The organism is Streptomyces sp. NBC_01017 (genome assembly GCF_045162795.1).
Lineage (GTDB): Bacteria > Actinomycetota > Actinomycetes > Streptomycetales > Streptomycetaceae > Streptomyces > Streptomyces machairae.
Map to the genome: position 1 here is coordinate 5858187 of NZ_CP108683.1, position 19110 is coordinate 5877296.

Annotated in this window: 19 protein-coding genes; 4 read left to right on the forward strand and 15 right to left on the reverse strand. The window is 70.0% G+C overall.

What is annotated here, in order from left to right; all coding sequences use genetic code 11:
- Positions 1-14 precede the first annotated feature (14 nt).
- Both OG331_RS26860 and OG331_RS26865 read right to left on the reverse strand, forming a co-directional pair.
- Complete coding sequence (locus OG331_RS26860) at positions 15-1601, reverse strand: FAD-binding oxidoreductase (RefSeq protein WP_406200660.1); 1587 nt, start codon at positions 1599-1601, stop codon at positions 15-17.
- 445 nt (positions 1602-2046) lie between these two features.
- Complete coding sequence (locus tag OG331_RS26865) at positions 2047-2226, reverse strand: hypothetical protein (protein ID WP_406200663.1); 180 nt, start codon at positions 2224-2226, stop codon at positions 2047-2049.
- Positions 2227-2351: 125 nt separating this feature from the next.
- Here OG331_RS26865 and OG331_RS26870 point away from each other — a divergent pair, with 125 nt between their 5' ends.
- Together OG331_RS26870 and OG331_RS26875 are read left to right on the forward strand one after the other, a co-directional pair.
- The gene (locus tag OG331_RS26870; RefSeq protein ID WP_406200666.1) at positions 2352-3191 is read left to right on the forward strand and encodes a hypothetical protein; all 840 of its coding nucleotides are present in this window, start codon (positions 2352-2354) and stop codon (positions 3189-3191) included.
- Between the two features lie 110 nt (positions 3192-3301).
- On the forward strand, positions 3302-3484 hold the full coding sequence (locus OG331_RS26875; protein ID WP_406200669.1) for a hypothetical protein: 183 nt from the start codon (positions 3302-3304) through the stop codon (positions 3482-3484).
- A 23-nt stretch (positions 3485-3507) separates the two neighbouring features.
- On the opposite strand, the gene OG331_RS26880 is transcribed toward OG331_RS26875, so the two are convergent.
- The gene (locus tag OG331_RS26880) at positions 3508-3873 is read right to left on the reverse strand and encodes a metal-sensitive transcriptional regulator (protein WP_328880732.1); all 366 of its coding nucleotides are present in this window, start codon (positions 3871-3873) and stop codon (positions 3508-3510) included.
- Positions 3874-4111: 238 nt separating this feature from the next.
- On the opposite strand from OG331_RS26880, the gene OG331_RS26885 reads away from it, so the two are divergent.
- Complete coding sequence (locus OG331_RS26885; protein WP_362388253.1) at positions 4112-4732, forward strand: DUF47 family protein; 621 nt, start codon at positions 4112-4114, stop codon at positions 4730-4732.
- 9 nt (positions 4733-4741) lie between these two features.
- Positions 4742-5740 carry an anion permease gene (locus tag OG331_RS26890; protein ID WP_406200671.1) on the forward strand — a complete coding sequence of 333 codons (999 nt, stop codon included), beginning with the start codon at positions 4742-4744 and terminating at the stop codon, positions 5738-5740.
- A gap of 456 nt (positions 5741-6196) precedes the next feature.
- Here the strand turns inward: OG331_RS26890 and pstB are convergent, their stop codons facing one another.
- From pstB to mshD, 12 genes are all read right to left on the reverse strand, one after another.
- On the reverse strand, positions 6197-6973 hold the full coding sequence (gene pstB, locus OG331_RS26895) for a phosphate ABC transporter ATP-binding protein PstB (protein WP_406200673.1): 777 nt from the start codon (positions 6971-6973) through the stop codon (positions 6197-6199).
- 42 nt (positions 6974-7015) lie between these two features.
- Positions 7016-8071, reverse strand: a complete 1056-nt coding sequence (pstA, locus tag OG331_RS26900) for a phosphate ABC transporter permease PstA (protein WP_406200675.1) — start codon at positions 8069-8071, stop codon at positions 7016-7018.
- Positions 8068-9075: a phosphate ABC transporter permease subunit PstC gene (gene pstC / locus OG331_RS26905; RefSeq protein WP_406200677.1), complete on the reverse strand. Its 1008-nt coding sequence runs from the start codon at positions 9073-9075 to the stop codon at positions 8068-8070. The genes pstA and pstC overlap by 4 nt, the downstream gene beginning before the upstream one ends.
- Before the next feature lie 140 nt (positions 9076-9215).
- On the reverse strand, positions 9216-10343 hold the full coding sequence (pstS, locus tag OG331_RS26910; protein ID WP_406200679.1) for a phosphate ABC transporter substrate-binding protein PstS: 1128 nt from the start codon (positions 10341-10343) through the stop codon (positions 9216-9218).
- 245 nt (positions 10344-10588) lie between these two features.
- On the reverse strand, positions 10589-11011 hold the full coding sequence (locus OG331_RS26915) for an NUDIX hydrolase (RefSeq protein WP_406200681.1): 423 nt from the start codon (positions 11009-11011) through the stop codon (positions 10589-10591).
- Between the two features lie 59 nt (positions 11012-11070).
- Positions 11071-12240 (reverse strand): CHAD domain-containing protein, encoded by a 1170-nt coding sequence (locus tag OG331_RS26920; protein WP_406200683.1) that lies wholly within the window; start codon positions 12238-12240, stop codon positions 11071-11073.
- Positions 12221-14596 (reverse strand): RNA degradosome polyphosphate kinase, encoded by a 2376-nt coding sequence (locus OG331_RS26925; protein WP_406200685.1) that lies wholly within the window; start codon positions 14594-14596, stop codon positions 12221-12223. Before OG331_RS26925 ends, OG331_RS26920 begins: the two co-directional genes overlap by 20 nt.
- A 145-nt stretch (positions 14597-14741) precedes the next feature.
- Positions 14742-15686 carry a hypothetical protein gene (locus tag OG331_RS26930; RefSeq protein ID WP_406200686.1) on the reverse strand — a complete coding sequence of 315 codons (945 nt, stop codon included), beginning with the start codon at positions 15684-15686 and terminating at the stop codon, positions 14742-14744.
- Positions 15683-16678: an ABC transporter permease gene (locus OG331_RS26935; RefSeq protein ID WP_406200688.1), complete on the reverse strand. Its 996-nt coding sequence runs from the start codon at positions 16676-16678 to the stop codon at positions 15683-15685. Before OG331_RS26935 ends, OG331_RS26930 begins: the two co-directional genes overlap by 4 nt.
- Positions 16675-17562, reverse strand: a complete 888-nt coding sequence (locus OG331_RS26940) for an ABC transporter ATP-binding protein (RefSeq protein WP_406200690.1) — start codon at positions 17560-17562, stop codon at positions 16675-16677. Before OG331_RS26940 ends, OG331_RS26935 begins: the two co-directional genes overlap by 4 nt.
- Positions 17559-17963 (reverse strand): GntR family transcriptional regulator, encoded by a 405-nt coding sequence (locus OG331_RS26945; protein WP_406200692.1) that lies wholly within the window; start codon positions 17961-17963, stop codon positions 17559-17561. Before OG331_RS26945 ends, OG331_RS26940 begins: the two co-directional genes overlap by 4 nt.
- Before the next feature lie 122 nt (positions 17964-18085).
- Positions 18086-19012 carry a mycothiol synthase gene (gene mshD / locus OG331_RS26950; protein WP_406200695.1) on the reverse strand — a complete coding sequence of 309 codons (927 nt, stop codon included), beginning with the start codon at positions 19010-19012 and terminating at the stop codon, positions 18086-18088.
- Positions 19013-19110 lie beyond the last annotated feature (98 nt).

Consider the following 19110-nt stretch of genomic DNA (forward strand, 5'->3'; position numbering starts at 1 on the left):
TGCCGGGCTACGACCTACAGCGCCTGTGGATAGGTGAAGAAGCCCTGCGGGTCGTACTGCTTCTTCAGCTTTGTCAGGCGGGTTGCCGCGTCGCCGTAATACGCCTTGCGCCAGTTCCGCAGGGCCGGGTCGGAGTAGTTCTGGTAGGCGGCGCCCGAGGCGTGGGGGCGCATGGCGTCGTGGGCCGACGTCAGCCAGGCCTGGGCCGTACTGCCCGTCGTGCCGGTGCGCCAGGAGGCGAGGTACTGCGCCAGCATGCGGGAGCGGCGGTGCACGAAGGCCGTCGCGGTGGGGGAGACGCGGTTGACGGCTCCACCGAGGGCCGTGAAGGCGATGCTGCCGGCGCCGCCTCGCACTGATTGCATCTGCTTCAGCAGGGTCTGGATGCCCGCCGCGGAGAGCGAACGGTCGAAGAAGTCCGACTTCGCCGCGTATGTCTCCCGGCCCAGCGCGCCCTGCGGCGAGCGGCCCGGCGTGGAGCCGGGGAGGTGGCACTGCGCGTCCGAGGCGAAGGACGAGCAGCCCGCGTACAGCTCCATCGACTCCTCGTACGAGCGGCGCTTGAGGGAGACGCTCCTCGCGGGGCCGGGGCCGCCGGGGCGGTCGGCGAGGCGGTCCACCGCGTTCTGGAGTTCGCGGTAGGTGCCCAGGGAGAACGCGGCGACGGAGATCGTGGGGGTGCCGCCGGCGGAGTTCGCGATGTGCAGCGACGACCAGATCTCGTCGGGCTGGGTCGGGCCCCACTCCTGCCAGGCCTTGATCAGCGCGGTCGCCTTCGACCAGGGCCAGGTCATGTATGCCGTTACGGCCTGCGGGGCGGGGTGGGTCTTGAAGTGCAGTTCCGTCACTACGCCGAAGTTGCCGTTGCCGGCGCCGCGCAGGGCCCAGAAGAGGTCCTTGTTGGTGGTGGCGTTGGCGGTGAGCTGCTTGCCGTCGGCGGTTATCAGGGTGGCCTGGGTGAGGCTGTCGCACGTCAGGCCGTAGGCGCGGGACGTGACGCCGTGGCCGCCGCCCAGGGTGAGGCCGGAGACGCCGACCGTGGGGCAGGAGCCGGCCGGGATCGTGACGCCCTTGGCGGCGAGGGCGCGGTAGACGTCGATGAGCTTTGAACCGGCGCCGACCACTGCGGAGTTGCCGGTGGCCCGGATGCGGTTGAGCTTGGAGACGTCGAGGACCAGGCGGTTGTTGCCGGACGACCAACCGCCGTAGGAGTGGCCGCCGTTGCGTATGGCGACGTGGAGGTTGTGGGCTCGGGCGTAGGCGAGGGTGGTGCGGATGTCGTCCGAGTGGGAGACGTAGGCGACTGCGGCGGGCTTCAGGGTGTCGAAGCGGGTGTTGTACAGCTGGTGGGCCGTTTTCCAGGAGGCGTCGCCGGGGCGTATGAGGGGGCCGTCCAGGTCTTGGGCGAGGGCGGTCCAGTTGGCGGCGGCGGATTTGCTGGTGGCGGTGGTCTGGGTGCGGGTGCCGGTGGCTGTGCCGCTTGTGCCTGTGCTGGTGGCTGTTTCTGCGCCAGTGCCGTTGCCCGAGCTGGTGTTGCAGGCGGTTGCCGTCAGGGCGGTTACGGCTGCTGCTGTGCCGCCGATGAAGGTGCGCCGTTCCATGTCGCCTCCTGGAGGGTTCGTGGAACGAGACGGGGTGGTGGCGGGCGGGGTTCCATGGGGTCGGGGTGACCTGGGTGGTGGCCGGGTGTTTTCTCGCCCCCGCCGCCCCTACCCGTCCCGTCCTCCAGGGGCTCTGCCCCTTCGACCCCGGTCTCTGGGGACTGCCGCCCCCAGACCCCCGCTGTCGGCCTGAACGGCCTCGTCCTCAAACGCCGGACGGGCTGGAACGCGGGGGCCGGCGCCGAGGGGGGACCGTCTGCGCGCGTGTGTAGCCCCCTGCGGGTGGGTGGGTGGGTGGGTGGGTGGGGGTTGGGGATGGTGCAGCCTCGTCATTGAGCGCCGGACGGGCTGGAATGCGGGGGCCGGCGCGGAGAGGGACCGTCCGCGTGTGGGCGTAGCCCTCAGTGCCTGGGCCGGGGTTGAGAGGCGGACGCCTTGCGCTCACTCAAGCGCTCACATGCCCCTCCGCGTCCGCCCGGGCCAGGCTGCGGGCCCGTCTTGCGGGGCCGCGCCAGCCGCAGGTGCAGTGGGCTGTGCAGAAGTGGCCCTTCTCCACTGTTGTCGTGCGGTGGTTCGAGGGGCCGTCGGGATTTTGGGGGGACGTCGGTCCGTCCTGCTGCGCCACGGCGACAACGTTACCCAAGGCAAGTAGGCGCAACCCTGCCGCGTGCGTGACGGGGGCACGTACCGGTCGTTATCCGGAACGACAGGGGGCCCGTGACGGACGTACCGGCTGGGGGTAGGCAGGCGATGACGGAGCGGCAGCACAGGCAGAGGCGTGGGGCGGGCGTTGCGGCAGGGGTCCTGTGTATCTGCCTCGCGGGCAGCGGGTGCGTGGCGGAGAGCGGGGCCGCCGTCGACGATTCGCGGGACGGGGATGCCGTGAAGGTGGTGCGGCGCGCAGCCGATGCGTTGGCCGGGGTGCGGTCCTCCAAGGCCCGTACGTCGATGGAGATGGCCACCGGTGGGACGCGCGTCACCATCCGGGGTGAGGGTGTGTACGACTTCCGTCGGCAGGTGGGGCGGCTGAAGGTGCTGCTGCCGCAGGACCCCGCCGGTGCGCCCGCGCAGCGGCCGATCGTGGAGCTCCTCGCTCCCGGGGCGCTGTTCATGAAGAACCGCGGTGCCGGGGTGCCCGCCGACAAGTGGGTGCGCGTCGAGACGCGGTCGCTGTCCGACGGGAACCTGGTCACCGGTGGGGCGACCGATCCGTACGCCGCGGCGGAGGTGCTGCGCGGGGCGCGGACGGCGACGTATGTGGGTGAGGAAGAGGTCGCGGGGGCGGCGGTGCGGCACTACCGGGGGACGGCTGACCTGCGGGTTGCCGCGCGGGAGGCCTCCGACGGGAACGCGGACGCCCTGGCGGCGGCGGCGAAAGGGTTCGCCACGGACGAGGTACCGTTCGACGTCTACCTCGATGACGAGGGGCGGATCCGCAAGGTGCGGCACCGGTTCAGCTTCGTGAACGGGCAGCAGCAGAGCGCCGTCGCCGTGGCTTCGACGACCCTGCTGTACGACTTCGGGGCCCCCGTCGACGTACGGCTTCCGGACGATGACGACATCTACGCGGGCAAGATCGCCGAGGAGTGAGGGCCGCCGCGGGTGTACGTGACGGGCGTCAAGAACTAGCCCGTCCGTGCCATGCGCGGTGTGTAGGCCGCTCCCTACTCTAGGAAGTCGGTAACGGCAGAGAAGAGGTGATGCACGTGGCTCCGGTCGGCGGTACGGCAGTTCAGGACCACGTGGCCCTCGCCGAGATCGAGCTGTGCGGAGAGCTGATCATCGCGGCCTCGGCCGCTCGTGAGGACCGGCTCAGCCTGGAGGACATCGACGAGGTGCTGCGCGTCGCCGAGGAGCGCGAGCGCGACGCGGGCGGTGCGTGAGCCGTCGGTGCGTGAGCCGTCCCTCACGTCCGCAGCAGTCGGCCGATCGCCTTCGTGGCCTCCTCCACCTTGGCGTCGATCTCCGTACCGCCCTTGAGGGCGGCGTCGGCGACGCAGTGGCGCAGGTGTTCCTCCAGGAGCTGGAGGGCGAAGGACTGCAGGGCCTTGGTCGAGGCGGACACCTGCGTGAGTATGTCGATGCAGTAGACGTCCTCGTCGACCATGCGCTGCAGGCCACGGATCTGGCCCTCGATACGGCGCAGGCGCTTGAGGTGCTCGTCCTTCTGCTTGTGGTAGCCGTGGATGCCCCGGTCGTGGTCCGTCACGATCTCGGTGGTGGCCTGATCGGCGGCGGAGGGTGCACCCGCGCCGGCCTCGGTGGTCGTCATCGCGTCCTCCAGACGTAAACCGCGTCACATACCCCTACTGGGTATATCGTACCGAACTTTGCTGGGTATAGGGCCCTGTGGCCGACGCCGTGATTCGGCCGCTGAACTGGACCACCGGGCAGCCCCCGTGCCGACCACTGTGCCTGATGGGCGACACTGGAGGACGGCCCATTAGCCGTGGCCGGATGATGCGCCTAGCATCAGCCTGACCGAAACCGATGCTTCTTGAGGACCCCACGTGCGATTTCGTCTGACCCCCCGGGAGACGAGCTTCTACGACATGTTTGCCGCATCCGCGGACAACATCGTCACGGGCTCGAAACTCCTGATGGAACTGCTCGGGGCGGACACCGCCGGCCGGGCCGAGATCGCAGAGCGTATGAGGGCCGCGGAACACGCAGGTGACGACGCCACGCACGCGATCTTCCACCAGTTGAACTCCTCGTTCATCACGCCGTTCGACCGCGAGGACATCTACAAGCTCGCGTCGTGCCTCGACGACATCATGGACTTCATGGAGGAGGCCGTCGACCTGGTCGTCCTCTATAACGTCGAGGAACTGCCCAAGGGCGTCGAGCAGCAGATCGAGGTGCTGGCGCGGGCCGCGGAGCTGACGGCCGAGGCCATGCCGAACCTGCGCACCATGGACAACCTCACGGAGTACTGGATCGAGGTCAACCGCCTCGAGAACCAGGCCGACCAGATACACCGCAAGCTCCTCGCCCATCTCTTCAACGGCAAGTACGACGCGATCGAGGTCCTCAAGCTCAAGCAGATCGTGGATGTCCTGGAGGAAGCGGCGGACGCCTTCGAGCACGTGGCGAACACGGTGGAGACCATCGCCGTCAAGGAGTCCTGAGACCCTCCCATGGACACCTTTGCTCTGGTCGTGACCATCGCGGTCGCGCTCTTCTTCACGTACACCAACGGCTTCCACGACTCGGCGAACGCCATCGCCACCTCCGTGTCGACGCGGGCCCTGACGCCTCGGGCCGCGCTGGCGATGGCCGCGGTGATGAATCTCGGCGGTGCCTTTCTGGGGTCCGGCGTCGCCAAGACCGTCAGTGAGGGGCTGATCCAGACGCCGGAAGGCTCGAAGGGGATGGGGATCCTCTTCGCGGCGTTGGTGGGCGCGATCACCTGGAACCTGATCACCTGGTACTACGGTCTGCCGTCGTCCTCCTCGCATGCGCTGTTCGGCGGCATGGTGGGGGCGGCGCTGGCCGGCGGTACGACGGTGTACTGGAGCGGGGTGCTGGAGAAGGTCGTCATCCCGATGTTCGTGTCGCCCATTGTCGGGCTGTGCGTGGGCTATCTCGTGATGACGGCGATCATGTGGATCTTCCGGCGGGCGAACCCGCACAAGGCCAAGCGGGGGTTCCGGATAGCGCAGACCGTTTCTGCCGCCGGGATGGCGCTCGGGCATGGTCTGCAGGATGCGCAGAAGACGATGGGCATCGTGGTGATGGCGCTGGTCATCGCCGATGTCGAGGACTACGGCGATCCGATTCCGGTGTGGGTGAAGATCGCTTGTGCGGTGATGCTGTCGCTCGGGACGTATGCGGGTGGCTGGCGGATCATGCGGACGCTCGGGCGCAAGATCATTGAGCTTGATCCGCCGCAGGGGTTTGCTGCGGAGACGACGGGGGCGTCGATCATGTTCACCACGGCGTTCCTGTTCAAGGCGCCGATTTCCACGACGCATGTCATCACCTCGGCGATTATGGGTGTCGGGGCGACGAAGCGGGTGAATGCCGTGCGGTGGGGCGTGGCCAAGAACATCGTCCTTGGCTGGTTCATCACGATGCCTGCGGCCGCGTTGGTTGCGGCGGGTGCGTTCGGGGTCGTGAACCTGGCGTTCCTGTAAGCGCCGGGTTCCCTTCGCCCCCGCCCCTGGGGGCTGCCGCCCCCAGACCCCCGCTTCGGCCCTGAACGGGCCTCGTCCTCAAACGCCGGACGGGCTGGAATGCCGGGACCGGCACTTGAAAGAGACCGACCTGGCGGCCGTGTTGGTGGCGTACCCCCGCGGTGCCGCAGTCGCCCACGGCGGCAAGGGGACGTGCCGGGGGGTGTCCGCCCGCAGTGGCCGGCGTCAAGGAAAAGGACCCTCTCTGCCCGACCCTGGCCGCCGGTCCGAGGACGGACACCCCCCGGCGCGGCCCCGACCACCCACCGAACCGTTGGCGCTACGCGCACCCCCACCCAACAGCGACAGGCCGCCGCAGGCACCCCGTACGCAGACGGGCCCGCCCCCCGGGAGCCGGGGGGCGGGCCCTTTATCTGCCTCGCGGTGGCACCGCCATGCAGCACCGCGAGGGGTCTGTCAGCCGAAGCGGCCGGAGATGTAGTCCTCCGTGGCCTGGACCGACGGGTTGGAGAAGATGCGCTCCGTGTCGTCGATCTCGATCAGCTTGCCGGGCTGGCCCACGGCGGAGAGGTTGAAGAAGGCCGTGCGGTCCGAGACACGTGCCGCCTGCTGCATGTTGTGCGTCACGATGACGATCGTGAAGCGCTCCTTCAGCTCACCGATCAGGTCCTCGATGGCGAGGGTGGAGATCGGGTCCAGGGCCGAGCAGGGCTCGTCCATGAGGAGGACCTTGGGCTCGACCGCGATCGCGCGAGCGATGCACAGACGCTGCTGCTGACCACCGGAGAGGCCGGAACCCGGCTTGTTCAGGCGGTCCTTCACCTCGTTCCAGAGGTTCGCGCCCCTGAGGGACTTCTCCACGACGTCCTGCAGCTCGCTCTTCTTGTAGCTGCCGTTCAGCCGCAGCCCCGCCGCCACGTTGTCGAAGATCGACATCGTGGGGAACGGGTTCGGACGCTGGAACACCATGCCGATCTCACGGCGCACCGACACCGGGTCGATGCCGGCGCCGTACAGGTCTTCGTCGTCCAGGAGGACCTTGCCCTCCACGCGCCCGCCCGGCGTCACCTCGTGCATACGGTTCAGCGTGCGCAGGAACGTCGACTTGCCACAGCCGGAGGGGCCGATGAAGGCCGTCACCGAGCGGGGCTCGACCGTCATCGAGATGTCTTCGATTGCCTTGTGGGAGCCGTAGTAGGCGGTGAGCCCGCTTACGTCGATTCGCTTGGCCATGTCTACTTCACTTCCAGATTCGGATCAGTCGCTGTGGCCGCGTCAGCGACCGGTCTTCGGGGCCTTCCAGCGGGCGATCCCGCGGGCCAGCAGGTTGAGGATCATCACGAACGCGATCAGCGTGAGCGATGCCGCCCAGGCACGGTCGTACGCCGCCGACGACCCGGCACTGTTCGCGTACTGCTGGTAGATGTACAGCGGCAGCGACGCCTGGGCACCCTCGAACGGGTTGCTGTTGATGAAGCTGTTGCCGAACACCAGCAGCAGCACCGGCGCGGTCTCACCGGTGATACGGGCGACCGCGAGCATGATGCCGGTCGTGATACCGCCGATGGAGGTCGGTACGACCACCTTCAGGATGGTGCGCCACTTGGGCACGCCCAGTGCCAGGGAGGCTTCGCGCAGCTCGTTCGGGACGAGCTTGAGCATCTCCTCCGTGGAGCGGACGACCACCGGCATCATCAGGATCGCGAGCGCCAGCGATCCGGCGAAGCCGAAGGGCTGCATGTTCATCATCAGCATGAGGCTGAGGATGAACAGACCCGCGACGATCGACGGGATACCCGTCATGACGTCGACGAAGAAGGTGATGGCCCGGGCGAGGTTGCCCCGCCCGTACTCCACCAGGTAGATCGCGGTGAGCACACCGACCGGCGCGGCGATCAGGGTGGCGAGGCCGACCTGCTCCAGCGTGCCGAGGATGGCGTGGTAGATGCCACCGCCCGGCTCGGAGTCGGCGACGACGCCCATGGAGTGGGTCAGGAAGTAGACGTCGAGGACCTTCACACCGCGCTGCACGGTCGCCCAGACCAGGGAGGCCAGCGGGATGACGGCGAGGATGAAGGCCACCCAGACCAGCGTCGTGGCGATGCGGTCCTTGGCCTGGCGGCGGCCCTCGACGGCGGCGGCGATGACGTACGTACCGAGGATGAAGAGGAGGCTGGCGATCAGCCCCCACTGGATCCGGCTGTCGAGGCCGGCGCCCAGGCCGATGCCGACCGCGACGGCGATGGAGCCGCCGGCGATGGCGTACGGGGACCACTTGGGCAGACGGGCACCGTGCAGGCTGCTGGGCTTGTCGGCGATGGCGTGGCTCATGCGTTGGCCCCCGAGTACTCCTTGCGGCGGGCGATGATCGCGCGGGCCGCGCCGTTGACCACCAGCGTGATGACGAACAGGACCAGGCCGGAGGCGATCAGCGCGTCACGTCCGAACGGGGACGCCTCGCCGAACTTGCTGGCGATGTTCTGGGCGAAGGTTCCGCCGCCCGGGTTGAGCAGGCTGGCGTGGATGTCGAAGTCGGGGGAGAGCACGGTGGCCACGGCCATCGTCTCGCCGAGGGCGCGGCCGAGGCCGAGCATCGAGGCGGAGATGACGCCGGAGCGGCCGAAGGGGAGGACCGACATGCGGATGACCTCCCAGCGGGTGGCGCCGAGCGCCAGGGCCGCCTCCTCGTGCATCTGCGGGACCTGGCGGAAGACCTCGCGGCTCACGTTGGTGATGATCGGCAGGATCATGATCGCGAGCAGGATGCCGACCGTCAGCATCGAGCGGGGTGCGCCGCCGTCCCAGGAGAAGATCCCGGTCCAGCCGAGGTACCGGTCCAGCCAGCCGAAGAGGCCGTCCATGTTCGGTACGAGGATCAGGGCGCCCCACAGGCCGTACACGATGGACGGCACGGCGGCGAGCAGGTCGATCACGTACGCGATGGGGCCGCCGAGCTTGCGCGGCGCGTAGTGGGTGAGGAACAGGGCGATGGCGACGGCGATCGGGACCGCGATGACCATGGCGATGATCGAGGAGATGATCGTGCCGTAGACGAGGACCGCGATGCCGAACTTCGGCGGGACCACGCCGGTGTTCCACTCGAAGGCGGTGAGGAAGTTGGCGTCGTCCTTGCTGATCGCGAGGGTCGCTCGGTAGGTGAGGAAGACCGCGATGGCGGCCATGATCACCAGCAGGAAGATGCCGGAACCGCGGGAGAGCGCGAGAAAGACCCGGTCACCGGGCCGGGTGGTGCCACGGGCCGCGCGCTTCTGGTCGGCGGTCGCAGGCTGTGGAGTGGGGGGAGGTGCTTGAGTGTTCTGTGTCGATATGTCCATCGGGTTCTCCGGTCTGCGGAGCCACGCGGGTCTGCGGTGGCTCGGTGGAGCCGTAGGCGGTGTACGGCTCCGGGCGGCGGTGCACCGGACGGTGCGGTCCGGTCCGGGCCTTTTCAGGCCCCGACCGGACCGCACTCAGGTCAGTTCAGGCCATCGATGGTGGTACGAACCTCGGAGATGATCTCCTCGGGCATCGGGGCGTAGTCGTTCTCCTCGAGGATCTTCTGGCCGTCCTCGGAGGCGATGTAGCGCAGGAACGCCTTGGTGCCGGGCAGGGTCTCCGACTTGTTGCCCTTGTCGCAGACGATCTCGTACGTCACCAGGGTGATCGGGTAGGCGCCGGCGGCCTTGGTGGCGTAGTCCAGCTCCAGGGCCATGTCCTTGCCCGTGCCGACGCGCTTGGCGGCGGCGATCATCTTGGAGGCGTTGGCCGTGGTGGCCTCGACCGGGGCGTCGGCGCCGGTGTCGATCTTCACCGCGCTGATGCCGTCCTTGGCGTACGACAGCTCCATGTAGCTGATGGCGCCGGAGGTCTGCTTGACCTGCTGGGCGACACCGGAGGAGCCGGCGGCGGACTGGCCGCCCTTGGCCTCCCAGGCCTTGCCGCCCTCGTAGGGCCACTCGGACTTGGCGGTGGCGATGAGGTACTTGGTGAAGTTGTCCGTGGTGCCGGACTCGTCCGAGCGGTGGAACGCCTGGATCTTCAGGTCGGGCAGCTTCGCGTCGGGGTTCAGCGCCGCGATCGCCGGGTCGTTCCAGTTCTTGATCTTGTCGTTGAAGATCTTGGCCAGGGTCGGCGCATCCAGGACGAGGTTGTCGACACCCGGGACGTTGTAACCGACCGCGATCGGGCCGCCGACCATCGGCAGGTCGATGCCCTGGCCGCCGGAGCAGATCTTCTTGGAAGCGGTGATCTCTTCCTCGTCCAGCGCGGAGTCGGAGCCGGCGAAGGCGACCTGGCCCTGCGTGAACGCGGTGACGCCGGCGCCGGAGCCGCCGCCCTTGTAGTTGATCTGGACGCCCTTGCAGGCGGCGGTGAACTGCTTGACCCAGGCGTCGATCGCGTTCTTCTGCGCGGAGGAGCCGTCGGCGAGCAGCTGGCCCTGGGCGTCGTCACACTTGATGTTGCTGGCATCGGCGCCGGCGCTCGAGTCGCCACCGCCGTTCGTGCCGGTGTCGTCGGAGCCGCACGCCGTGAGGGCCAGGGCGCCGGAGACGGCGAGAGCGCCGAGAGCGAGAGCCCGCCGGTTCTTGCGCTGAAGCTTCACTTGAAAGAGTTCCTTCCAGGAGCCGCCGTCCTGAATTCGGCGGCGTGCGAAGAATGGGTGATGCGGACTCGTCCCCCCGACGCGGTCCGTCATCGTGCAAGGCCGAAATTAGGCAGAACAGGTGAAGGCGCCGAAGGGCGTAAATGAACGGGGGGTGAACCCCTGAGGACGGTGCGGTGAGGTCACGGAACGCTTACGTCGAGGACACGGGTGCATTCCGAGGCTTTGTGGGGGGTTGTTGCGGACTATGCCAGGCGCAGCGACTCCAGCAGGGCGTCCACGAGGGAGCGGTCTCTCGGCTGGGTCAGACGGCTGCGGGCAGCCGTGGGCGAGAGCCACAGCATGCGGTCCACCTCTTCGTTCGGGGTGAACCTGCCGGGGCCCGCCTCGGCAGCCCAGTAGCGGACCTCCTTGGGGCGGTCGTTCGCCAGGTACCGCATCGTCGGCAGTTCGGTGCCCGGCCGGGCGGAGTGCCCCGTCTCCTCCGCGACCTCGCGCAGCGCACCGGCCAGGGGCGCCTCGCCACGTTTCAGCTTTCCCTTGGGATGGGACCAGTCGTCGTACTTCGGCCGGTGGATGAGGCATATCTCCAGCTCACCGTCTACCGGCGAACGGCGCCACAGGACGCAGCCGGCCGCTTGGACGGTGAGGTCCTTTGCGTGCGTCACCGGATGAAGCCTCCTTCGGGAGTTCCTGATTCAGGAACGAGTTCCCGCCTCAGGGATGCCTACGGCGTGCCCACCGTCTGTCGCTGCCAGGACTGCTGGAACGCGAACCGTGCCGCCTCCACCTCGTGCCGCTGGTCGGCGTGCAGGACGCCTAGGGCGTACGCCGTCGCCGGGGCGATCCGCGGGGTGCGGGCCGCCTGGGCCGCGGCGGCCGCGGCCTCGGAGGCGTCGCGGTGCCGGTTGAGGGACTGACCGGTCGCCAGCAGCCGTACGTCCACCGGGCCGCTGTCGCCGTGCAGCACCTCGCGGGCGTAGCGGTGCAGGCGCAGCAGCAGGCGGACCTGGTGCCAGGGCGCGTCCTGCGGATGCGGCGCCGGGTCCGGGGACAGTCCGTGGATCAGGGCCTCGGCGTTGTAGGGGTGGCCCGCGGTCACCAGGGGCAGCGCCGTCACCGCGTCGGTGAGCCGCTCCTCGGCGGCGGCCCCGAGGGGGCGCAGGTCGGCGGTCGCCGCGGCCGGGGTGAGGGGGACCTCGCTGGCCAGTACGGCGATGTTGTCGGCCACGGCGTGAAATCGGCTGCTTCCCAGGGCCTGGAGTGCGGTGCTGTGCGCTCGCGTCCGGGCCAGGGTGAGCTGGCGTTCGAGCAGTGCGCCCGCCTTTGCCGCGCCGACGGTCAGGTTGCCGCGTTCCGGGGTGGCCGCCGGGTGGGCCGGGGGACCGGCGTCGGCAGGTTCCCCTTTCTGCGGGACGACTCCCGCGGCACGCCCGCCCGTGACCGCGTCGGTGGAACCGCTCCCCGCCGCCGCGCCTGCGGCCCTGCTCGCAGCGGGCAGGCCGGCGACCCCCGTCTGCGCGGGCAGCACCGCCGCCCCCGACAAGCGGTGCAGCGCCAGCAGCAGGCGCTCCAGGCGGGCCGCATACGCGTGTTCCAACGCCAGCGTGCCCGACAGCCAGGCCAGTTCGGGGCGGATGGCCTCCGACCAGTCGGTGTCCAGCAACGGGCGGAACGTGTGCAGGCTGGCGCTGATACGGCGGGCCGAGCGGCGCAGGGCCCGGGCCGCGTCGACGGACTCCTCCGAGCCACCGCCCGCCGTACCGCCGCCGGTCTCCCGGTGCATGCGCAGGGCTCGGAGGAACTCCGTGGCCTGGGCGCGCAGGTAGCCCGCGAGGGCGTCCCCGGCCACAGTCCCGGCCATGGGGTCCGTCGGATCAAGGTGTTGCTGTGCCACGCCGGCGCCTCCGGGCGTCTATGAGCATCTCCTGGACGTTGCGCAGGGGCTGGCCTTCCGCGTCCGTCGCGTGCCGGGTCCACTCGCCGTCCGGGCCGAGGTGCCAGGACGCGGTGGTGTCGGACATACCGGTCTCCAGGAGCCGGTTGAGCGCGGCGCGGTGGGCCGGGTCGGTGACCCTGACCAGGGCCTCGATACGGCGGTCGAGGTTGCGGTGCATCATGTCGGCGCTGCCGATCCACACCTCGGGTTCGCCGCCGTTGCCGAAGCCGAAGACCCGGGAGTGTTCGAGGAAGCGGCCGAGGACCGAGCGGACGCGGATGTTCTCCGACAGTCCCGTCACGCCCGGGCGGATCGCGCAGATGCCGCGGACCCAGATGTCGACCGGCACGCCTGCCTGGGACGCGCCGTAGCAGGCGTCGATGATCGCCTCGTCGACCATCGAGTTGACCTTGATGCGGACATGCGCGGGACGCCCGGCACGGTGGTGCTGGACCTCCTTGTTGATCCGCGAGATCAGGCCGTCACGCAGGGACTTGGGGGCCACGAGCAGCCGGCGGTACGTCTCCCGGCGCGAGTAGCCGGACAGGCGGTTGAACAGGTCGGACAGGTCCGCGCCCACCTGCGGGTCGGCGGTCAGCAGGCCCAGGTCCTCGTACAGCCGTGCCGTCTTCGGGTGGTAGTTGCCGGTGCCGACGTGGCTGTAGCGCCGTAGCGTCTCGCCCTCCTGGCGGACCACCAGCGACAGCTTGCAGTGCGTCTTCAGGCCGACGAGGCCGTAGACGACATGGCAGCCGGCCTCCTCCAGCTTGCGCGCCCACTTGATGTTGGCGTGCTCGTCGAAGCGGGCCTTGATCTCGACCAGCACGAGGACCTGCTTGCCGGCCTCGGCGGCGTCGATGAGCGCGTTGACTATGGGGGAGTCGCCGGACGTCCGGTACAGGGTCTGCTTGATCGCGAGGACGTCCGGGTCGTCGGCCGCCTGCTCCAGGAAGGCCTGCACGGAGGTCGAGAAGGAGTCGTACGGGTGGTGCAGCAGCACGTCCCGGTTGCGCAGGGCGGCGAAGATGTCCGGCGCGGACGCCGACTCGACCTCGGCGAGATCGCGATGGGTGCCCGCGACGAACTTCGGGTACTTCAGCTCGGGCCGGTCGATGTGGGCGATGCGGAAGAGACCCGTGAGGTCCAGGGGGCCGGTCAGCGGGTAGACCTCGGCCTCGCTGATCTTCAGCTCGCGCACCAGCAGGTCCAGGACCTCCTGGTTGATGTTCTCCTCGACCTCCAGGCGCACCGGCGGCCCGAAGCGGCGCCGCATGAGCTCCTTCTCCAGGGCCTGGAGAAGGTTCTCGGCGTCGTCCTCCTCCACCTCCAGGTCCTCGTTGCGGGTGACCCGGAAGGCGTGGTGCTCCAGGACCTCCATGCCCGGGAACAGCTCCTCCAGGTGCGCGCCGATGACGTCCTCGATCGGGACGAACCGGCCGGGGGAGGCCTCCAGGAAGCGGGAGAGCAGCGGGGGCACCTTCACGCGGGCGAAGTGCGGCGTGCCGGTGACGGGGTTGCGGACCCGTACGGCCAGGTTCAGGGAGAGGCCCGAGATGTACGGGAAGGGGTGAGCCGGGTCGACCGCCAGCGGGGTCAGGACCGGGAAGATCTGGTGCCGGAACAGGGTGAAGAGGCGGGCCTGCTCCTTCTCCGTCAGCTCGCTCCAGCGGACCAGGTGGATGCTCTCCTCCGCGAGCGCGGGGGCGACGTCCTCGTGGTAGCAGGCGGCGTGCCGGGCCATCAGCTCGCGGGAGCGGGCCCAGATCATCTCCAGGACCTCGCGGGGCTGGAGGCCGGACGCGGACCGGGTGGCGACACCGGTGGCGATACGGCGCTTCAGACCGGCCACCCGGACCATGAAGAACTCGTCCAGGTTGCTGGCGAAGATCGCCAGGAAGTTCGCCCGCTCCAGGAGGGGCGTGTTCGGGTCCTCGGCGAGTTCTAGGACCCGCTCGTTGAACGCGAGCCAGCTGCGCTCCCGGTCCAGGAAACGGCCCTGGGGCAACTGGACGCCGTCGATCTCGGTGACCTCGTACGCGTCGAGGTCGGCATCGATGTCGGGTTCCAGGTCGGAGACCACTGCCGAGGTGACCCCGTGCGGACGGTGCGCCGCGATGGAGCCCACGGAGGGCTGCGCGTGCTGGACCTTTGCCTGGGCGTTCGAGGACTGGCTCATATGCCCATTGTTCCGCGTGCCGAGGCTTATGGGCGCGTCGGAAAGCGCGGGCGGGAGCTTGGCGGGGAGGCGCCGGGCGTCCCCGTTCCTCGCGCTCCCTCCCGGGTGCGGCGAAGGCTCTGGCACGGCGGGGGTCATTGGCTGAGCGTCGCAAGCCCGTCTGAACCAATGGTTACGGAGACATGGCGTGTGGGATAGCGGGGGGCGGCTCGCGGACGTCTACATCGCCGGGCGGCTGTCCGGACCGCACGTCCCTTCCCCCGTGAGGGACGTGCGGCGGGGTCTACGGCGTGCGGCGGCGCAGCAGCCAGAAGGCGGCGAGCGTCGCGGCGGCGGCCACGGCGAGCAGGATGCCGGTTTCGACGTACTGGATCGGCCAGTAGTGGGACCGGGGGTGGAAAGTGGCGCTGGTGGCCAATGGTTCGCCCTCTCCGGGATGCCGGCCCCAGGTCGTGTCCCAGCCCAGCTGCCAGGTCGATCGGGGCAGCTCGAACTCACCGGCCTGGCTGCGGGTGACAGCCGGCCACAGGTCCTCGCGGAAGCGTTCCAGCACGCCGCACAGGACGAGCGCGGCCAGGAAGCCCACCCCGGCGCCGGCCAGGGCTCGCCGCAGCAGCAGCCCGGCGAGTGCGCCGAGGGCGAGGCCGGCCAGGGTGTAGCCGACGGTGGTCGGGCCGGTCCCGATGAAGGCGTCCGCGTTGTACCAGTCCCCGACCAGGTCGGGGTCGCCGTCGCCGCGCGCCCAGTTGTTCAGCAGGACGAGTCCGCCCGTACCGATGGTCAGCAGTACGGCCGGGACGGCGAGCTTGGCCGCCAGCCAGCGGGTCGGGGTGACCGACTGGGTCCAGGCGAGCCGCGCGGTGCCGCTCTCCAGCTCGCGGCCGATGAGCGAGCCGCCGGCCCAGCCGGCCACGGGCAGGATCGCGTAGGTCAGGGAGGTGGCGACCAGCTCGATCCAGCCGGCATAGACATCGTCCACGGTGATCGACTCGATGGACGCGCAGCCGGGGAATCCGTCGCGGGCGGGTGTCATGCACGGGACGTTGCCCTTGCGGGCCTCGTCGGCGATGACGTACATCCAGATCAGTACGGCCGTGGCGCCGAGCAGGGCCAGCGCCCAGAACACGAGCGCCGTGCGGTGCACCCGCAGGACGGTCCAGAGCAGGCCCCGCGGCCCGCGCGGGGTGCGGTCGGCGGGTGCGGACGTGGCGGTGAGCGCGGTCGTCATACGGCGGCTCCGGTGCGCCGCTTCAGCAGCCGGAAGGCGACCAGGACCGCCAGGGCAGCGACGGCGAGGGCGATGCCCGTCTCCGTCAGCTGGAGCGGCCAGAAGTGCGACGACGGGTGGAAGTCGCGGTAGAAGCCCACGATGTCGTGGTCGGCGAGGCACTTGGCGTCGTCGACGCAGATGGGGTCCGAGACGCGGGCGCCGGTGGAGGTGAGGGCGCCCTCGCCGACGACCATGCCGATGTACGGGGGGTACTCGTCCTTGTTGACGAGCGTCTCGACGGGCCACAGATACGGCCGCAGCGTGGCGAGCGCCTGCAGCAGGACCGCAAGGCCGATGACCGCGGTGCCGAGCGCGGGCAGGGCGCGGCGCTGGAGCACGCCCGCGAGGATGCCGACGGCGAGGCCGAGGAGGGCGTAGGCGGTGGCGAGGGTGCCGTTGGCCACGAAGCTGATGCTGTCGTCCCACTGGCGCGAGGTCGCCGGCCGCAGCGGACCGTCCGCGGACCACAGCATGCGGTGCAGCAGCGTGAGCAGGACCGTGCCGGAGACGAGCAGGGCGGCCGGGACGGCGACCTTGGCGGCCAGCCAGCGGGCCGGGGAGACCGACTGCGTCCACGCCAACTGGGCGGTGCCGTTCTCCAGTTCGCGCCCGATGAGCGCGGCGCCCGCCCAGGCTGCGGTCAGGATCGGCGTGAGGGCGAGCAGTCCGGCGCCGACGCCGATGACCGTGTCGTACCGCACAACGGCGGGGTTCGTGACGTCGCAGCCCATGCCCTCTTGCGCCGAGGCGCAGCCCATCTTCCGGAACGCGGCCCAGACGGCGTCCGCTCCCGGGCCGTACGCCCACAGCAGTGCCCCGGCGGCCACGGCCACCAGCATCACCCAGAACCACAGCGCCGAGCGGTGCAGTCGCAGCATCGTCCACACCAGGCCGCGCGGCCCGCGGGAGGGCGTGGCGGTGGTGGAGGTCTCGATGGTCACGGTGGTCATACGGCGGCCTCCCGTACGTCGTCGAGGCGCAGCGCCGGGGCCTCGGGGGCGCGCAGGTGCGCCAGGACCAGTTCCTCCAGGGTCGGGGCGGTGGTCTGCCATGCGTCGCCGAGGGGGCCCTCGGGGCGTATGAGTGCGGTGAGTTGGCGTCCGGTGGTGCGGGACTCGACCACGGTGTGCGGGTCCAGGGACGTGTCGGCGCGGCCGGTGACGAGCCGGTGTGCGGCGAGCAGGTCGTCCAGCGGGCCGGCGAGGCGGACCCGGCCGGCGCCGAGCAGCAGGAGGTGGTCGCAGGCGCCCTCCAGCTCCGCCACGACGTGCGAGGACATGACAACCGTGGTGCCGTGCTCGGCCGCGTCGGCCATGAGCGTGGCCATCAGCTGATGCCGGGCGAGCGGGTCCAGGTCGGCCATCGGCTCGTCCAGGAGCAGCAGTTCGGGGCGCTTGCCGAGGGCGAGGGCGAGCGCGACGCGGGTGCGCTGGCCGCCGGAGAGCGTGCGGATCTTCGCGTCCGGGTCGAGGTCGCCCTCGGCGACGATCCGCTCGGCGGCCCGGTCGTCCCAGCGGCCGGGGTTCAGCTCGCGGCCGAAACGCAGGGTGTCGGCGATGGTGAGCTGGGGGTGCAGGGGCTTGTCCTGGGCGACGTACGCGATCCGCTCGCGGACCGCCGCCGGGGCCTGGCCGAGGACGCTGATCGTGCCGTCGGTGGGGGGCAGCAGACCGGCAGCGAGGGACAGCAGGGTCGACTTGCCCGCGCCGTTCGGCCCGACGACGGCGCACACGGTCCCCGTGGGGAGCCGGAAGTCGCAGCCGTCCAGCGCCCGCTTGCGGCGCCGCCCGAACCTCTTGCCCAGCGCGGCCGCCTCGATGGCGGTCTCGGTCATGACTCGTCCCCCTTGTAGTGCGTGTCCAGCTTGAAGTGCGTGTCCAGTACGGAAGTGAAGAGAGCGTCCACGTCGTCGCGGTCCAGCCCGGCCTCGCGGGCCCGTACGGCCCACTGGTCCAGTTCGGTGCGCAGAGGCGAGTCGGCCGGCGCGGTGTTCAGTCCGCGCCGTACGAACGTGCCGAGCCCCCGGCGTGCCTCGACCAGGCCTTCGCGTTCCAGTTCGCGATAGGCCTTGAGGACGGTGTTGGGGTTGATGGCGGTTGCCTCGACGACCTCACGGGCCGTGGGCAGCTTGTCGCCCGGCTCCAACAGGCCCAGGCGCAGGGCCTGTTTGGTCTGCTGGACGATCTGCACATAGGTGGCGACGCCGGAGCGCCGGTCGATGCGGTACTCGACCATCCGTTCCACCACCCTTTCACTAATTGAGTAGTGAAAGGGTGGTGCAAAGAAAGGGGCGGCGTCAAGATCGCCGCCCCTTATCTGCCCTTATCTGGCAGATGTCAGATGCCAGATGTCAGCTGTCAGGTCTCGGTCCGGTACATGAGGTCCGTCTCGTACGTGGTGAACCCCAGCCGTTCGTACACCGACACCGCCGCCTTGTTGTCGGCGTCGACGTAGAGCATGGCCGTGGTCGGCCCCTGCGCCGCCAGATGCCGCAGCCCGATCGTCGTGAGGGCCTTGCCCAGGCCGCCGCCCTGCGCGCCCGGTCGCACGCCGAGGACGTACACCTCGCCGAGCCCCTCCTCCGCGTGGACCTTCGTCCAGTGGAAGCCGATGAGCTCGCCGGCCCGTTCCGCCAGGAAGAACCCCGCCGGGTCGAACCACGGCTGCGCCTTGCGGTCGTCGAGGTCGCGCTGGGTGAGGGAGCCCTGCTCGGGGTGGTGGGCGAAGGCGGCGGCGTTCACCGCGAGCCAGGCCGCGTCGTCCCGGCCGGGCTCGAAGGTGCGGACCGTCACGCCCTCGGGGAGCACCGGGTCGGGCAGCGATAGGTCCGTCAAGGAGCGGCGCATCTGGCGCAGTTCGCGGAACAGCGTGAGGCCGAGGACCTGGGACAGGTGGCGGGCGGCGGCGTGGCCGCCGTGGGCCCACACCCGCAGCCGCTTGCCGGACGCGGCGAGGAGGGCCGAGCCCAGCGCGCGGCCGTGGCCGTGGCCGCGGTGCGAGGGGTGGACGACCAGTTCGGCGGCGGGGGCCTCCACCGGGTCCGTGTCCTCCAGCTGGGCGTAACCGACGAGTTCGCCGCCGACCGTCAGCAGCAGATGGGACACGCCCTCGCGCTCCCCGCCCCGCAGTTGCAGCCGCCCCTGCTCGGACACCGCCTGCTGCCCGTCGTTCCGGGCGGCCTCCGCGAGCAGTTCGAGCACGGCCTCGGTCTGCTCCGGGGCGAGCGCGAGGTGGGTCTCGATGGAACGGGTCGGAAGCGGGTGTGCGGCGTCGTCGCTGGTCATGCGTACGAGGGTAAGGGGCGCCCCCGCCAAAGTCCCGGCACAGAAGCAACCAGCCTGTAACCCGGAACCCCCTGTCGCGCTACGCGCGTTGACTCTAG

Coding starts and splice junctions, on each gene's coding strand:
- OG331_RS26860 (WP_406200660.1), bottom strand. CDS start 1,601: ATGGAACGGCGCACCTTCATCGGCGGCACAGCAGCAGCCGTAACCGCC.
- pstC (WP_406200677.1), bottom strand. CDS start 9,075: ATGGACATATCGACACAGAACACTCAAGCACCTCCCCCCACTCCACAG.
- OG331_RS26930 (WP_406200686.1), bottom strand. CDS start 15,686: ATGACGACCGCGCTCACCGCCACGTCCGCACCCGCCGACCGCACCCCG.
- pstB (WP_406200673.1), bottom strand. CDS start 6,973: ATGGCCAAGCGAATCGACGTAAGCGGGCTCACCGCCTACTACGGCTCC.
- OG331_RS26880 (WP_328880732.1), bottom strand. CDS start 3,873: ATGACGACCACCGAGGCCGGCGCGGGTGCACCCTCCGCCGCCGATCAG.
- OG331_RS26875 (WP_406200669.1), top strand. CDS start 3,302: ATGCACGTGGCTCCGGTCGGCGGTACGGCAGTTCAGGACCACGTGGCC.
- OG331_RS26925 (WP_406200685.1), bottom strand. CDS start 14,596: ATGACCCCCGCCGTGCCAGAGCCTTCGCCGCACCCGGGAGGGAGCGCG.
- OG331_RS26945 (WP_406200692.1), bottom strand. CDS start 17,963: ATGGTCGAGTACCGCATCGACCGGCGCTCCGGCGTCGCCACCTATGTG.
- OG331_RS26870 (WP_406200666.1), top strand. CDS start 2,352: ATGACGGAGCGGCAGCACAGGCAGAGGCGTGGGGCGGGCGTTGCGGCA.
- OG331_RS26935 (WP_406200688.1), bottom strand. CDS start 16,678: ATGACCACCGTGACCATCGAGACCTCCACCACCGCCACGCCCTCCCGC.
- OG331_RS26940 (WP_406200690.1), bottom strand. CDS start 17,562: ATGACCGAGACCGCCATCGAGGCGGCCGCGCTGGGCAAGAGGTTCGGG.
- OG331_RS26890 (WP_406200671.1), top strand. CDS start 4,742: ATGGACACCTTTGCTCTGGTCGTGACCATCGCGGTCGCGCTCTTCTTC.
- mshD (WP_406200695.1), bottom strand. CDS start 19,012: ATGACCAGCGACGACGCCGCACACCCGCTTCCGACCCGTTCCATCGAG.
- pstA (WP_406200675.1), bottom strand. CDS start 8,071: ATGAGCCACGCCATCGCCGACAAGCCCAGCAGCCTGCACGGTGCCCGT.